The sequence below is a fragment of the Streptomyces sp. NPDC052773 genome, assembly GCF_044547145.1.
Lineage (GTDB): Bacteria > Actinomycetota > Actinomycetes > Streptomycetales > Streptomycetaceae > Streptomyces.
On sequence record NZ_JBITZX010000018.1, the window covers coordinates 60,587 to 76,264 of the forward strand.

The window sequence follows — 15,678 nt, forward strand, 5'->3', positions numbered from 1 at the left end:
CCGAACCTCACCATCCACCACATATCCCCGCTGAGCCGCGGAAGAGGGAGAGCCCCGATGTCAGCAGCCGAGGGTCCGCTCGTCGTCGGTGTGGACACGTCCACGCAGTCCACGAAGGCGCTGGTCGTCGACGCGGCGACCGGGCAGGTCGTGGCGAGCGGCCAGGTGCCGCACACCGTCTCGTCCGGCGCGGGCCGCGAGAGCGACCCGCGGCAGTGGTGGGACGCGCTGTGCGAGGCGCTGCGCCAGTGCGGTGACGCCGCCCACGAGGCCGCCGCGGTGTCCATCGGCGGACAGCAGCACGGCCTGGTCACGCTGGACGAGCGGGGTGAGCCGGTGCGCCCCGCGCTGCTGTGGAACGACGTGCGCTCGGCACCGCAGGCCCGCCGGCTGGCCGAGGAGCTGGGCGGCGCCAAGTTCTGGGCGGAGCGCACCGGGTCCGTCCCGACCGCGTCGTTCACGGTCACCAAGTGGGCCTGGCTCGCGGAGCACGAGCCGGACGCGGTCCGCGCCACCAAGGCGGTGCGCCTGCCCCACGACTACCTGACCGCACGGCTCACCGGGCAGGGCACCACCGACCGCGGTGACGCCTCCGGGACAGGGTGGTGGGCGTCGGGCAGCGAGTCGTACGACGCCGAGATCCTCGCCCACGTGGGGCTCGACCCGGCGCTGCTGCCCCGCGTGGTGCGGCCCGGCGAGGTGGCCGGCACCGTGCGCGACAGCCACGACCTGCCGTTCTCCAAGGGCACCCTGGTCGCGGCGGGCACCGGCGACAACGCCGCCGCCGCGCTGGGCCTCGGACTGCGTCCGGGTACGCCGGTGATGAGCCTCGGCACGTCGGGCACGGTCTACGCGGTGTCCCGGCACCGGCCCGCCGATCCGACCGGAATCGTCGCGGGTTTCGCCGACGCGCGCGGCGACTGGCTTCCGCTGGCCTGCACCCTGAACTGCACACTCGCCGTGGACCGTGTCGCGCAGCTGCTGGGCCTGGACCGGGAGGCCGTCGAGCCCGGCACGACCGCCACGCTGCTGCCGTTCCTGGACGGCGAGCGCACCCCGAACCTGCCGCACGCCTCCGGGATCCTGCACGGCCTGCGGCACGACACCACCGCCGGGCAGCTGCTCCAGGCCGCCTACGACGGGGCCGTGCACGCGCTGCTCGGCGCGCTCGACCAGGTCCTCGACGCGGACGCGGACCCCTCGGCTCCGCTGCTGCTGATCGGCGGCGGCGCCCGTGGCACGGCCTGGCAGCAGACTGTACGACGGCTCTCCGGGCGCCCGGTGCAGGTGCCCGAGGCGAGGGAACTGGTCGCGCTGGGCGCCGCCGCGCAGGCCGCCGGGCTGCTGACCGGGGAGGATCCGGCGGCGGTCGCCCGGCGGTGGGACACCGCGCGGGGACCTGTGCTTGAGGCCGTGGAGCGGGACGAGGAGACGCTGGCCAGGATCACCGGGGTACTCTCCGACGCGGCCCCGCTGCTGGAGCGGAGCCCACGGACCAGCTGAGAACGGACGGAGGCATGACCGCACCGCTGCACGACGGCCACCCGGGCGGTCCGGGACGCGCGCCGCACGAGGCACAGACGGCCGCCGGACCCGGGCGCGCGCCGCACGAGGCCCGCGCGGCGGTTCCCGGGCGCGCGCTGCCCGACACCCAGCAGGGCATGCGCCGCCGCAATCTCGCCCGGGTGATGCACACGGTCAGCGCCGAGGGACCGCTGTCCCGCGCGGCGGTCGCCTCGCGCATCGGGCTGACCCGGGCGGCGGTGTCGACGCTGGTCGACGAGCTGATCCGCACGGGCCTGCTGGAGGAGCTGGGCCCCGAGCGGCCGGGCCGGGTCGGCCGGCCCGGCTCCGCGCTCGCGGTCAGCGCGCGGGGGCCCGCCGGGATCGGCGCGGAGATCGGCGTCGACCATCTCGCGGTGTGCGCGGTCGACCTGCGCGGCGAGGTGCGGGCCCGCGCGGTGCGGCACGGCACGAACCGGGGACGCGCGCCCGAGCCGGTGATCGAGGAGCTGACAGGGCTGGTACGGCAGGTCGTCGCCGAGGCGGACCGCGAGGGACTGTGGCCGGCCGGTCTCGCCGTGGCCGTGCCCGGTCTGGTCGCCAGGGACGGCCGTACGGTCGTCCGCGCCCCCAACCTCGACTGGCACGACCTCGATCTGGGCACCCTGCTGCCCTTCGAGGCCGGGCTGACCGTGGACAACGAGGCCAACTTCGGCGCGCTGGCCGAACTCTGGCTCGGCGAGGGCACGCCGCCCGACTTCCTGCACGTCTCGGCCGAGATCGGCATCGGCGCGGCGGTCGTCGTCGGCGGTGGCCTGCTGCGCGGCACGCGCGGCTTCGCGGGCGAGCTGGGCCATGTGCCGGTCCGCCCCGACGGGCCGGAATGCGCCTGCGGCGGGCGCGGCTGCCTGGAGCAGTACGCCGGTGAGGAGGCGGTGCTGCGGGCGGCCGGTCTGGAGCCCGGCGAGGACCGGGTGGGGCTGCTCGCCGACCGCGCCGAGGAGGGCGACGAGGACGTACGACGGGCCCTGCGCGACGCGGGCGAGGCGCTGGGCATCGCGCTCACCGGGGCGGTCAACCTGCTGGACCCGGAGAGCGTGGTGCTGGGCGGCGCGCTGGCCGGTCTGGCGCCCTGGCTGCTGCCGTCGCTGCGCTCGGAACTGGCCCGGCGTACGGCGGGGCCGCCCTGCCCGGTGTCCGTCTCCCGGCTCGGCCCGCAGGGCCCGTTGCTGGGGGCGGCGCACTCGGTGGTCCGGGGGGTGCTGGACGATCCGGCGGCGGTGGCGGGACGGGCGTGAACGGGTGGGTCTGATCCGGGTCGGTCTGATCCGGGTCGGTCTGATCCGGGGCTGGTCTGATGTGGGGCTGGTCCGAGCCGGGACAGGCCTGAACCGGGACAAATCCGAACCGGGACGGGCCTGATCCAGGGCCGCCGCGGCATGCGCCCCAACGCCAACCACCCGTGTGGGTGAGCGAGTTGTCCACAGCGGCGCGCTTGTCCACGGAAGATCGCCGGGCCCTTCTGCCCGTCCCCGAGGCGCCGTACCGTGAATCACGCGAGCCGCACCCGTCCAGCGACGACGGCGGTGTGCGGGGCGTGAGGACTCAGGGGATCCATCTGTCGAGCGGGGGGGAACGGCTCATGTCCGGCGAGCAGACACGCATTCTGACGGTACGGCCCGAACCGGGCGAGTATGCCTGGACGTTCGGCGGCGCGCCGCCCATCGCCCGGATCGCGCCGGGCACGGTGCTCGACCTGTACACCGAGGACTGCTTCGCCGGGCGGGTGCGCTCGGAGAAGGACCTGGTGTCCGAGGTGTGCGAGTTCCCGTTCCTCAATCCGCAGACGGGGCCGTTCCACATCGAGGGCGCCGAGCCGGGTGACACGGTGGCGGTGCACTTCGTGTCGATCGAACCGGCCCGGGACTGGGCCGCGTCGACGACCGTGCCGCTGTTCGGCGCGCTCACCTCGACGCCCACCACGGCCACCTTGCAGCCGCCGCTGCCGGAGACCGTCTGGATCTGGCAGCTGGACCGGACCCGCCGGACGGCGTTGTTCCGGGCGCACGACAGTGACATCGAGATCGAGCTGCCCCTCGATCCGATGCACGGCACCGTCGGTGTCGCTCCGGCCAACCTGGAGGTCCGCTCGGCCCTCGTGCCCGACGCGCACGGCGGCAACATGGACACGCCCGAGATGCGGGCCGGCGTCACCTGCTATCTCGGGGTGAACGTCGAGGGAGCGCTGCTCAGCCTGGGCGACGGGCACGCGCGGCAGGGCGAGGGCGAGACCTGCGGGGTGGCCGTGGAGTGCGCGATGAACACCGTGGTGATCGTCGAACTCCTCAAGGGGCTGCACACGCCGTGGCCGCGCATCGAGTCGGACACCCACATCATCTCCACGGGCTCCGCCCGTCCGCTGGAGGACGCGTTCCGGATATCCCAGCTGGACCTGGTGCGGTGGCTGGTCCGCGACTACGGGTTCAGCGAGCTGGACGCGTACCAGTTCACGACCCAGGCCGTGGAGTCGCCACTGGCCAACGTGTGTGACACGAACTACACCTGCGTGGCCAAGCTCCGCAAGGCATGGCTCCCGGACCGCGAGACTCACCGCGGACTGCACGCCCGACTGCGCGAGACGGCGGCGACGCTGCGGGGCTGATCCCGCGCGCGCCGCACCGGCCCCGCGCAGAGCACTCGAAAGGCACTCCCCCATGGAACGGGCACGACCGCTCCCCACCCGGCGACGGCTCCTCAAAGGCGCCGCCCTCGCCGCCGTCCCATACGCGCTGCTGCCCGAGACGCGGGCCGACGCGCGGACCCGGGCCCCCGACCACCCGCTCGCCGTCTGGCATCCGGCGCACACCGCCAACTACACGCCGGCGAACCGGCCCACGAGCCACCCCGTGGACTTCGTGGTCATCCATGTCACCCAGGCCTCCTACTCGACCACCCTCGGCGTCTTCCAGAACCGCAGGAAGGAGGTGTCCGCGCACTACGTGGTGCGCTCGGCCGACGGCGGTCTCGCGCAGTGCGTCCGCGAGGCGGACATCGCCTGGCACGCGGGCAACTGGGACTACAACACCCGCAGCATCGGCATCGAACACGAGGGCTGGGTGGACCAGCCCGGCTACTTCACCGACGCCCTCTACGAGCAGTCGGCCCGGCTCACCGCGTCGATCTGCGACAGGTACGGCATCCCGAAGGACCGCGCGCACATCATCGCGCACTACGAGGTGCCGGGCTCCGACCACACCGATCCCGGGCCGCACTGGGACTGGAGACGGTACATCCGGCTGGTCAACCGCGCTTGATGCGGGCCGGCGCCGTCTACAGCCGATCGGGTGAGCGCGGTCGAAACGGTTGTCGGACCGTTCGGCCGGAGTGACGATGTTGCGAGCCGTGCCGTGCCGGCCCGTCAGGGCACGACCGTGCCGGTCCCACTACGGCACGACCCGTGCCGCCCGACCACGGCACGACCGTGCCACCCGCACCATGGCACGCCCGCACCGCACGTGAGCACGACGCCAGCCACATCGCCTTCCGGGAGGCCGAGGTGACCGATCCCTGGGTGGCTCTGGAGCCGGGAGCCGACCCCGTCGAGCGCGCGCGGATCCTGCGCCGCGCGCACGAGACGTTCACCGAGGCGGGCACCGTGCCCCGGCCGGTGCGGGCGGTGGTCGCCGACTCATGGCGACGGTCGGCGCGGGCCGGCGTCGGACCGGACGGCGGGGCGAGCGTGGAGCTGACCGACGGCGACCTCGGCGCCTACCGGGCGGAACATCCGCTGGCCCGGGTGATGCCGCTGTGCCGGGAGCTGATGGGCTCGTTCGCCCTGGACGGGGAACACCTCCTCGCGGTGTGCGACGCGCACGGCCGGCTGCTGTGGGTCGAGGGCCATCCGGCGACCCGCCGGCAGGCGGGGCGGATGAACTTCGTGCCCGGTGCCCGGTGGGCGGAGAGCGCGGTGGGCACGAACGCCCCCGGCACGGCGGTCGCCCTCGACCGGCCGGTGCAGGTCTTCGCGGCGGAGCACTTCGTCCGCCGGGTCCAGTCCTGGACGTGCGCGGCGGCACCGGTGCACGATCCGCGCACCGGGCGGGTGCTCGGCGCCGTGGACATCACCGGCGGGGACGGGCTGGCGCACCCGCACAGCCTGGCGTTCGTGCAGGCCGTCGCCCGGGCCGCGGAGTCCCAGCTGGCCCTGCTCGACCCGGGCAGGCCCGCGGAGGACGCCGTGGAGCTGTCCGCGCTGGGCCGGGACGAGGCGACGCTGCTCACCGCGGGCCGCCGGATCCGGCTGAGCCGTCGGCACAGCGAGATCATGGTGCTGCTCGCCCGGCACCCGGAAGGACTGACCGGCGACGAGTTGCTGTCGGCGCTGTACGACGACGAGTCGGTGACGCCGGTGACGCTGCGCGCCGAACTGACCCGGCTGCGCGGGGTGCTGGGCCCCGGGTTGCTGGCCTCCCGGCCCTATCGGCTGACCGTCCGGGTCGAGTCGGACGTCGCCGTCGTCGAGCGGCGGCTGGAGTCGGGCGCCGTCACCGCGGCCGCCGCGGCCTACGCCGGGCCGTTGCTGCCCGGGTCCCGGGCTCCGGCGGTGGTCCGGCTCAGGCAGCGGCTGGCGGACGGGCTGCGGGCGGCGCTCATCGCCCGCGGGGACCCGGATCTGCTCGCCGACTGGGCGCACGCGCCGTGGGGTGAGGACGACCTCGACGTATGGCGGGCGCTGGCCGCTGTGCGGCCGACGGCACCGGTGCGGGCGCGGCTGGCCGCGCTTGACGCGGAGCTGGCGGCGGCGCCGCCGGAGCCGGTCCGGCGGCCGGGCCTGCCGGGCCTGCCGGGCCTGCCGGGCCTGCCGGGCCTGCCGGGCCTGCCGGGCCTGCCGGGCCTGCCGGGGCAACAGATGCCGCCCGGCAGAGGCATCCGCCCGGCACCCGGCCCGGGACGAGTGGCCGGGAGCCGGGCGGGGAGGCCACGGCCGAGCGCAACGTAGCCGCAACGTCCGCCTCCCTACCCTCCCGCACCGAGAGCCGTCCGACGGCGGGCGGCACCGCACCAGGAGGCTGGACCAGCATGACCCGTTACGCGGCACCCGGCACACCGGGCGCGATCGTCTCCTACCAGTCGCGCTACGACCACTTCATCGGCGGCGAGTACGTACCGCCGGCCCGCGGTCGGTACTTCGAGAACCCGAGTCCGGTCAACGGTCTGCCGTTCACCGAGGTGGCGCGGGGCACCGCGGAGGACGTGGAGCGGGCGCTGGACGCGGCGCACGCCGTGGCGCCGGCGTGGGGCCGCCGCTCGGCGACCGAGCGCTCGGACATCCTGCTGAAGATCGCCGACCGGATGGAATCGCACCTGGAGCAACTGGCGGTCGCCGAGAGCTGGGAGAACGGCAAGCCGGTCCGCGAGACGCTGGCCGCGGACATCCCACTCGCCATCGACCACTTCCGCTACTTCGCGGGCGCGGTCCGCGCGCAGGAGGGCTCGATCGCGGAGCTGGACGACGACACGGTGGCGTACCACTTCCACGAACCGCTCGGTGTGGTGGCGCAGATCATCCCGTGGAACTTCCCGATCCTGATGGCGGCCTGGAAGCTGGCGCCGGCGCTCGCGGCGGGCAACGCGGTCGTCCTCAAGCCCGCCGAGCAGACCCCGGCGTCCGTCCACTACTGGATGAGCCTGGTCGCGGATCTGCTGCCGCCCGGCGTGGTGAACATCGTCAACGGTTTCGGCGAGGAGGCGGGCAAGCCGCTGGCGTCCAGCCCGCGGGTGGCGAAGGTCGCCTTCACCGGGGAGACGTCGACGGGGCGGCTGATCATGCAGTACGCGGCGGAGCATCTGAAGCCGGTCACGCTGGAGCTGGGCGGCAAGTCGCCCAACATCTTCTTCGATGACGTCTGGGAGAAGGACGACGATCTGCGGGACAAGGCGCTGGAGGGGTTCACCATGTTCGCCCTGAACCAGGGCGAGGTGTGCACCTGCCCGTCCCGGGGGCTGATCCAGCGCGGCGCCTATCCCGACTTCCTGGAGGCGGCGATCGCCCGCACCGAGCAGATCAAGGCCGGGCACCCGCTCGACACGGACACGATGATCGGCGCGCAGGCCTCCGGCGACCAGCTCGCGAAGATCCTCTCCTACCTCGACATCGGCCGGAAGGAGGGCGCCAAGGTCCTCACAGGTGGCGAACGCCTCGAACTCGACGGCGAGTTGAAGGGGGGCTACTACGTCCAGCCGACGATCTTCGAGGGCGACAACCGGATGCGGATCTTCCAGGAGGAGATCTTCGGTCCGGTGGTGTCGGTGACCTCGTTCGACGACTTCGACGACGCCATGAAGATCGCCAACGACACGCTGTACGGCCTGGGCGCCGGCGTGTGGACCCGCGACATCAACACCGCCTACCGGGCCGGCCGTGCCATCCAGGCGGGCCGCGTCTGGACCAACTGCTACCACGCCTACCCGGCACACGCCGCCTTCGGCGGCTACAAGCAGTCGGGCATCGGCCGCGAGGGGCACAAGATGATGCTGGAGCACTACCAGCAGACGAAGAACCTGCTGGTGTCGTACTCGCCGCGCAAGCTGGGCTTCTTCTAGGAGCAGAAAGAGGGCGCCTGACCTGGACGGTGCCCGGCAGGCGCCCTCTCGTACCACTTCACAGCAGACAGGCACTTCCTTCCCCGTCCGAAAACGTTGCGCTCCGGATAATTGAAATCTGTGCCCGCGAACCGAGATTTCAACGGAGTGGGATTCCTCACCGCACACGGACCGCCGCGGCGTGCTACTGTCGATCTCAGTTGCAGTTGTGGTTCCCGAAACTTCATGTGCTGTCCAGGCGGCTTCTGCGCCACTGGGAGCGCTTTTGTATCTCCGGTCTTTTTCCGGACGGGGTGATCATCGCGGCGACACGGTGTCCGCGCAGCGCGGATCCCGATGCACTGCCCCAAAGGAGATATGACATGGCTACTGGCACCGTGAAGTGGTTCAACGCGGAAAAGGGCTTCGGCTTCATCGAGCAGGACGGTGGCGGCGCCGACGTGTTCGCCCACTACTCGAACATCGCCGCCTCCGGCTTCCGTGAGCTGCTCGAAGGCCAGAAGGTGAGCTTCGACATCGCGCAGGGCCAGAAGGGCCCGACGGCCGAGAACATCGTTCCCGCCTGACACTGACGCGCACTGTGTAGCTGGGGCCCGCATCCTTCGGGGTGCGGGCCCCAGCTGCTCGCGTTTCCCGCCATGGCTTCAGCCGTGGAGGACGACGAGGAATCCGCGGGCGCACCGCACACGGATCCGCCGTCTGAAATGTGGATGCATTCCTTCGTGACCGTCCCAAAGGCGACGCCTCGGCTATCGCATCCATATTTCATCACCCATGTAAGCACCTGCGCCGCACGGACTTCTGTCGGCCGGAGTCGCTTTCGCGTTCCACCGGCCCAATCTTGCAATTCTCCGTGCCGCTCATCGCTGCGGGAATTCCTTGATATGTGCCGTATCGAGGAAGGTTCCGCATGAACCGCACACGCACGAACAACCGCTTCGCCCCCACCCGTAAGAGCAGTGCCGACTCCGGGAGGGGTGGCAGCCGATTCAGCTCGTCGGTCCCGCGCCGTTCCGGTGGACCGAGCCGTTCCGGCGGTTACGGCCGCCGGCCCGCGGCGGTCCAGGGGGAGTTCGCCCTCCCCCGGACGATCACTCCCGCGCTTCCCGCCGTGGAGGGCTTCGCCGATCTCGACATGCCCGGGGAACTGCTGGCCGCGCTCGGCTCGGAGGGCGTGACCGTACCGTTCCCGATCCAGGCCGCGACCCTGCCGAACTCCCTCGCCGGCCGGGACGTCCTCGGCCGTGGCCGCACCGGCTCCGGCAAGACCCTCGCCTTCGGGCTGGCGCTGCTGACCCGTACGGCCGGTCAGCGCGCCGAGGCCAGGCAGCCGCTGGGACTGGTCCTCGTCCCGACGCGTGAGCTGGCGCAGCAGGTCACCGACGCGCTCACCCCGTACGCCCGCTCCGTGAAACTGCGGCTGGCCACGGTCGTGGGCGGAATGTCGATCGGCAGGCAGGTGAGCGCGCTGCGCGGTGGCGCCGAGGTCGTCGTCGCCACACCGGGACGCCTCAAGGACCTCATCGACCGCGGCGCCTGCCGGCTGGACCAGGTTTCCATCACCGTCCTCGACGAGGCCGACCAGATGGCCGACATGGGCTTCATGCCGCAGGTCACCGCCCTGCTCGACCAGGTCCGCCCCGAAGGCCAGCGCATGCTGTTCTCCGCCACCCTCGACCGCAACGTCGACCTGCTCGTACGCCGCTACCTCAGCGATCCCGTCGTGCACTCCGTCGACCCTTCGGCCGGCGCCGTCACGACGATGGAGCACCACGTGCTGCACGTCCACGGCGCCGACAAGCACACGGCCACGACCGAGATCGCCGCACGCGACGGCCGCGTCATCATGTTCCTCGACACCAAGCACGCCGTCGACCGCCTCACCGAACACCTCCTGAACAGCGGGGTACGGGCCGCCGCCCTGCACGGCGGGAAGTCGCAGCCACAGCGCACCCGCACGCTGACGCAGTTCAAGTCCGGGCACGTCAACGTGCTGGTGGCGACCAACGTCGCGGCGCGCGGCATCCACGTCGACAACCTCGACCTCGTCGTCAACGTCGACCCGCCGACCGACCACAAGGACTACCTCCACCGCGGCGGCAGGACCGCCCGCGCCGGCGAGTCCGGCAGCGTCGTCACCCTGGTCACCCCGAACCAGCGCCGTGCCATGACCCGCCTCATGGCAACGGCCGGCATCGTCCCGCAGACCACTCAGGTCCGCGCCGGCGAAGCGGCCCTGCACCGCATCACCGGAGCCCAGGCCCCCTCCGGCATCCCGGTCGTCATCACCGCACCGGTGGTCGAACGCCCCAAGAAGCGTGGCGCCACCTCACGCGGCCGACGCCGCCCCGCCTCGGCGGCCCGCCGCGCGGCCGTACGGCAGTCCACCACCGGTACCGCGGCGTAAAGCCTTCTTGATCAGGAAACCGACCATCCCATCATCAGGCCCTTCGCCTCGCCGCTGACCACGAGGGCCGAAGCGGAGCGTGCGATGCGCTGCCGCCGGCTCGTGGCTCTGCCCGTGGTCGACGAACAGGGCAACGCTCTGGGTGTCCTCGCCCTCTCCCGCTGAACCGCGTCACGGCGGTCGGACCCGTCTCTCCTTCTCCTTGTGAGGCATCATGCGCTGTGTCATCGCCCGCTTCCCGTTCGACTTGACCAAGAGCGGAGTGCTGGAATCGATGAAGGGGGTCAAGCCCGAACCGGTCACCGGCGCGTCCGTGATCGTCGGACGACGCCACTACCCCGCCAAGCAGGTCGGCCAGGTCATCACCCGCCAGGACCGCCGCGATTTCAGTACCGGCGAAGTCCTCCGGGCCATGTCCCGGCTCGGTTTCACCTGTCGCGCCGTTCCGCACCCCCCAGCGGTGGATCAGTGGTCGGAATAGCTGAAGTCGCCCACGGTCCACGCGCTGACGTCCTCGATCGCGACGCGGTACATCCCACCCGTCTCCGGGATCCCCACCGTGCCCTGCAGGATCCGGGCGACATGGAAGTGCAGATGCGTGGGCGGCCCGTCCTTCTTCGCGGGGGTGTCGAAGACAGCAGCGAACTCGCTCAGGTGGGCGGAGTCCGTCAGCACCTCCGACACCCTCTTCCTCCACACCGCTTCGGGAGCCAGGCGACCGGTGATGACAGCGCCACTGGTCACCACGGTCAGGGACATCTGATTGCTCTGCCCGGACTCCACACGGGCGGCGATGTCAATGATCAGCTCGTCAGGCTTCGGCATGAGATCGGATTCTATGCACCGGCCGGCCCGGGCTGCTCGGGCGGTCTCACCACCGGGCAAGACGACGGGCGCAGCCGGTTCCCTCGTTGCCCCGACGGGGTTGTCCAGTCCATCGGTCGCATCCTGAGGCGTGCGTGCCCGCCGGTATCGGCGGCAGCCAGTCCTGGTGGACAAGGCACCACCGGCGGCTCTTGAGCAGCGGAGGACCCCGCCGGCTGCCGGGGTCCTCGGTGTCGTGCCGGGTCAGGTCATCGGTGCCGGGGCGCCGTGGCATGTCGCGGGCTGACGCCCGGTACGGGCCACTGCGTGGGCCTGTGCCGGCGGGCCTCGTCCGCGCCGGCGGTCGGTGCCACCTCGGGTGGCCTCGTCATCAGGCCGAGGACTTCGACTGCGTTTGGCGGCTTTCGGCGCGCAGTCGCTCGTTGATGCGCTGGGCTTCTTCGAGCTGGTCTTCAAGGATGATGATGCGGCAGGCGGCCTCGATGGGGGTGCCTTGGTCGACGAGTTCGCGGGCGCGGGCGGCGATGCGCAGTTGGTAGCGGGAGTAGCGGCGATGGCCGCCTTGCGAGCGCAGCGGGGTGATCAGGCGGTGTTCGCCCAGGGCGCGGAGGAAGGCGGGGGTGGTGCCGAGCATCTCGGCTGCCCGGCCCATGGTGTAGGCGGGGTAGTCGTCGTCGTCGAGGTTGTCGACGGGACGGGGTGTGCCAGGGGGCATAGACCTCTTCTTCCGGGGACGCGTCGGGGGGCCCGGGTGCCGTACCGGCACCCGGGCCCCGAGCTTTCAACACCATCTACCGGCAGACTGCGCCGGCCTTCTGTGTCCGCAGGCTCTGCCCGGGAGGGCGGGGCTGCGGGGATCGCGGATGCGTGACCGTGGACCACCTTCCAATCCGGGGCCTGCGGTACCCGGGTGGGCTGTGTCCCCTCCCGGGCGATCCTGATGGCGTTCGGCTCCTTACTTTCGGTTACAGAGTTGTACTGCTGGATACCACGGGTACTGCTCACGGCCCCCGGCAGGGGGGCCGTGTCCTGCTTCACCTGCTTGCGCGGCAGTTCGTGTCTGCCGCACCACTCCGACTTCCTGAGTACAGGAAAACAGTAATCCCGCGGTGAGCCAATGTCTACCGTCGCCGTGACAGATTTTCTTCTTGGCCGAGTCAAGGAGTTCTATGACACGTGCGTTCGAAAGTGGTTTTCCGAAACGACCGGGAGCACGACCTCGACCTCCGCACGGCTCATCTACCTGACGGAGGAAGAGCCGCCGGGCCGCGCCTCGCGCCTGCGCGGGGAACCGCTTGAGGGCGCCGGGGGCCTTCACTTGCCTTCTGTGGTCAGCGTCCAGCCTGGCGGCGAAGCGTCTTCGCGCCCGGACGGCACGCCCCAGTCGTCGGCCGAACACGGTCGGACCGCGTGAATCGGCAGCCCCGCCTCCCGGGGCGTAGGAACAGGCCGTGGCCCTCAAACCTGCCCCGCCAGGAACACCAGCTTCGATCCGGGGCGACCGACATCTGCCGGTAGACCTCGGGCTTCGGCAAGCCCTCAGGATTGACCGGCGCCGGGCGGTGGCGGGCTACGGCTGCGGCAGTACTCCCCGGCGGAAGGTCTCGACGCCGTCCACGCGGCGGACGTGGTGGGGCTCGATGTAGACCGCCACGCGGGTCTCGCCGGGGATCAGCCACGGGAACGTCTCCGTGCCGAGGTACTTCCGCGCGATGCGGTCCATGACGCGCAGGGCGGGTGGGCCCTCGACGAAGCGGACGGCGCGGCCCCGGATCTCCACGCGGTGGTAGGGGTTCTGCGTGTCCATGCAGGACAGGGAGAGCCGGGGGTCGCGTCGCAAGTTCTCCTCCTTCACGCGGCCGACCGACGTGTTGACGACGATGAGGTCGCCCTCCAGGTCGGCCCACATGGGGGTCAGTTGCGGGGAACCGTCCGGGTTGAGCGTCGCCATCTGCCAGAACCTGGCCTCGGTGAGCCACGTGCGGGTGATGTCGTCCAGGGTGATCGGCATGGGGCTGCTCCTCGTCGGTGGACCGGGCGTTGCCTCTCTACCCGGGTTCGCCGCGGCGGACTCCGATGCCGGCCGTCACGCCCACCCCTGCCCCATGCCCCCGGCCCCCGAAGGTGGCCCCGTGCGGCGTCGCGAACAGCGGGACGCCGCACGGGCGTTGATCGGGTCGGCGGTCAGCCCGCGTGGACCTTCAGGGCGGTGCGGACCGCGGATTCGAGGGCGCCCTCGATCCACGCGGGTTTGACGGAGGTATGGTCGCCGGCGAAGTGCAGCGGGCCCTCGGAGGTCGGGATGTCCGGGAACAGCTCCGCGTGCTGGCCGGGAAAGAGCACGGACGCCTCACCGTAGGCGTAGTGGTCCCGCATCCACGACTGGGTCTTGCACTTGGTGGTGAAGAAGACCTCGCAGCGGCGGCCGAAGACGGCCTGGACCCCGGCGAGGGCGCGCAGATAGCGCTCCTCGTCGGCGTAGGCGTCCCACTTGAGGGCGTCGTCGGCCCAGCTGTAGGAGGCGAGCATGACGCCGCCGTCGCTGCCTTCCATGGGGTGGGCGTGCTCGAAGTACATGAAGCGGTTGGCGTTGTCGCTGACCGAGCCGCCACCGCGCACATGGGCGGCTTCCGGGTCGTCGTGCGCGGCGGGCCGGAAGGCGGAGAAGCACTTCCTGTACTCGTCGGGGACGGTGACGCCGAGGGCCTTCACGGACCGGTGCGCGCCGAGGTAGGCGCCGTCGGTGACCCGGCCCGCGCGGTACTTCTCGTACAGGCCGTCCTCGATGGAGTCGAGCTCCTGTTTCCACTGCTCCTCGGTGAACTCCCACCAGCGCCGGGAGAACTCCAGGAGCACCTTGGTCGCGGCGTCGTAGTGCAGTTCCGTGATGGCCCTGCGCTTGCCGTAGCTCAGCGGCGGGTCGAAGGCCACGTGGCGCAGTCCGGAGAAGGGGACGGTGATGATCGCCTCGTCGCCCTCGAAGACCTCCGTGACTCCCCCGTGGCCGGTCTGGCAGTCCTCCGAGACGGTGTGCACCCGGACCTTGCCACCGTCGCGTTCGATGCGTACGGCGCGCCGGTCGAGGCGGACCTTCCCCTTCACCGGCGCGTACAGGGCGTCGACGAGCTTCGCGGTGCCGCCCTTGATCTCCCAGAAGCGGGTCCTGGGGTCGATCAGCGCGCTGGACAGGAAGCTGTGCAGGAAGGAGAGGTGGAGCCGGGAGGTGAGGTTCTGGATGGTGCCTACGAGGTCGATGGTCCTGGTGTCCAGCCCGGCGACCTCGGTGAGGTAGCGGTACATGGACCAGTGGCCGTACCTCTTGAGGACCTCGGCCCACCCGTCGACGAGGGCGGTTCCCTCCTTGCCCCGGATGAGCCGGTGCGCGGGTTCGAGGGCCTCCGCGAGGATGGCGGCGGCGGTCTTCGTGCGGTTCGGGCCCGTGATGCCGAAGGTGTCGTTGACCTTCTCGGGGTTCTTCTCGTAGTCGGCACGGCGCACATGGACGCCGTTGACGTGGATCCAGGTGCGGTTGGCGCGTCGCGTCGGGTTGTCCACCTCCACGTCCACCAGGAGGAATTCCTGACGCGGCAGGTCGAACTTCTCGAGCAGGGCCATCAGGAGCGGGTGGCTCTCGGGCAGCCGCATGGCCCCGCCCTCGGCGTACTGCAAGGGGTCGGCGAAGGGCTGGGCCCCGTCCTCGTGGCCGCCCTTGCGGAACGTCTTGATACGGCCGCCGACCCGGTTGCCGTTGGCCTCGATCACCACGACGTCGTGGCCGGCCCGGTTCAGCAGGTCGGCGGCGAGCAGTCCGGCGGGGCCGGCCCCGACGATCAGGACCCGTTTCGTCCCTCTCCCCCGCCTGGGCGGCAGGCCGTTCCTCACGGCCCTCAGATAGGCGGGGACGAGCGGCTGGTCGCGCTCGTCGTGGACGACGATGGCGCGGGCCACCGTGGTGTACGCGTCCTCGCCGATGCCGGGCGGCGCGGCGTCCCGAGCCGTCGCGGGCGCCGGGGCGGGACTCAGCGCGGTCGCGGGGGCGGCGGAGGCGGCGGTGAGCCCGGCGGCGAGTGCCGTGGCACCGGCGGTCGTGACGACGGTGCGCCGCGAGGGGCGCGGGTCGGGGGCGGCGGAATCCGCGCTCGGCGCGTCCGCGGGGAGCGTGGCGACAGCCGTGGAGGGGGTCGAAGCCGCCGAAGCGGTCGTAGTGGTCGAGACGGCGGAGCCGGTGGAAGCGGCGGAGTTGGTGGTAACGGCGGAGTCGGTGGAAGCGGTCACGTCCTGGGCGGTGATGTCATGTGTGCTCATCGCGCACCACTCTTGGCATCGCGGCGGCACCGGCG

General features: G+C 71.7%; 13 protein-coding genes and 1 pseudogene. 10 read left to right on the forward strand and 4 right to left on the reverse strand.

What is annotated here, in order from left to right:
* Window positions 1-57: 57 nt before the first annotated feature.
* The 10 genes and pseudogenes from xylB to ACIG0D_RS30680 all read left to right on the forward strand — a co-directional run bounded on the left by xylB (window position 58) and on the right by ACIG0D_RS30680 (window position 10,994).
* Window positions 58-1,503, forward strand: coding sequence for a xylulokinase (xylB, locus tag ACIG0D_RS30635; protein WP_399807298.1), 1,446 nt, complete (start codon window positions 58-60; stop codon window positions 1,501-1,503).
* A gap of 14 nt (window positions 1,504-1,517) precedes the next feature.
* On the forward strand, window positions 1,518-2,801 hold the full coding sequence (locus ACIG0D_RS30640; RefSeq protein ID WP_399807300.1) for an ROK family protein: 1,284 nt from the start codon (window positions 1,518-1,520) through the stop codon (window positions 2,799-2,801).
* A gap of 344 nt (window positions 2,802-3,145) precedes the next feature.
* A complete protein-coding gene (locus ACIG0D_RS30645) occupies window positions 3,146-4,165 on the forward strand; it encodes an acetamidase/formamidase family protein (RefSeq protein WP_399807303.1) in 1,020 nt (339 codons plus the stop codon).
* A 52-nt stretch (window positions 4,166-4,217) separates the two neighbouring features.
* Window positions 4,218-4,817, forward strand: coding sequence for an N-acetylmuramoyl-L-alanine amidase (locus tag ACIG0D_RS30650; protein WP_365766969.1), 600 nt, complete (start codon window positions 4,218-4,220; stop codon window positions 4,815-4,817).
* Window positions 4,818-5,059: 242 nt separating this feature from the next.
* Window positions 5,060-6,502, forward strand: coding sequence for a GAF domain-containing protein (locus ACIG0D_RS30655; RefSeq protein ID WP_399807571.1), 1,443 nt, complete (start codon window positions 5,060-5,062; stop codon window positions 6,500-6,502).
* 80 nt (window positions 6,503-6,582) lie between these two features.
* Window positions 6,583-8,106: an aldehyde dehydrogenase family protein gene (locus tag ACIG0D_RS30660; RefSeq protein WP_399807307.1), complete on the forward strand. Its 1,524-nt coding sequence runs from the start codon at window positions 6,583-6,585 to the stop codon at window positions 8,104-8,106.
* Window positions 8,107-8,468: 362 nt separating this feature from the next.
* Entirely contained in the window at window positions 8,469-8,672 is a 204-nt protein-coding gene (locus tag ACIG0D_RS30665; RefSeq protein WP_399807310.1) for a cold-shock protein, read from the forward strand.
* 344 nt (window positions 8,673-9,016) lie between these two features.
* The gene (locus ACIG0D_RS30670; RefSeq protein WP_399807313.1) at window positions 9,017-10,513 is read left to right on the forward strand and encodes a DEAD/DEAH box helicase; all 1,497 of its coding nucleotides are present in this window, start codon (window positions 9,017-9,019) and stop codon (window positions 10,511-10,513) included.
* Between the two features lie 39 nt (window positions 10,514-10,552).
* Window positions 10,553-10,678 (forward strand): annotated as a pseudogene (locus tag ACIG0D_RS30675) (CBS domain-containing protein); the annotation flags it as partial.
* 49 nt (window positions 10,679-10,727) lie between these two features.
* Window positions 10,728-10,994 carry an SCO5918 family protein gene (locus ACIG0D_RS30680; protein ID WP_399807315.1) on the forward strand — a complete coding sequence of 89 codons (267 nt, stop codon included), beginning with the start codon at window positions 10,728-10,730 and terminating at the stop codon, window positions 10,992-10,994.
* On the opposite strand, the gene ACIG0D_RS30685 is transcribed toward ACIG0D_RS30680, so the two are convergent.
* The 4 genes from ACIG0D_RS30685 to ACIG0D_RS30700 all read right to left on the reverse strand — a co-directional run bounded on the left by ACIG0D_RS30685 (window position 10,979) and on the right by ACIG0D_RS30700 (window position 15,643).
* Window positions 10,979-11,338: a hypothetical protein gene (locus ACIG0D_RS30685; protein ID WP_399807317.1), complete on the reverse strand. Its 360-nt coding sequence runs from the start codon at window positions 11,336-11,338 to the stop codon at window positions 10,979-10,981. The two genes, ACIG0D_RS30680 and ACIG0D_RS30685, sit on opposite strands and share 16 nt — an antisense overlap.
* Before the next feature lie 370 nt (window positions 11,339-11,708).
* On the reverse strand, window positions 11,709-12,053 hold the full coding sequence (locus tag ACIG0D_RS30690; protein WP_399807319.1) for a MerR family transcriptional regulator: 345 nt from the start codon (window positions 12,051-12,053) through the stop codon (window positions 11,709-11,711).
* Between the two features lie 855 nt (window positions 12,054-12,908).
* On the reverse strand, window positions 12,909-13,349 hold the full coding sequence (locus ACIG0D_RS30695; protein ID WP_399807322.1) for a PPOX class F420-dependent oxidoreductase: 441 nt from the start codon (window positions 13,347-13,349) through the stop codon (window positions 12,909-12,911).
* Between the two features lie 173 nt (window positions 13,350-13,522).
* Complete coding sequence (locus ACIG0D_RS30700; protein ID WP_399807325.1) at window positions 13,523-15,643, reverse strand: FAD-dependent oxidoreductase; 2,121 nt, start codon at window positions 15,641-15,643, stop codon at window positions 13,523-13,525.
* Between the last annotated feature and the right edge of the window lie 35 nt (window positions 15,644-15,678).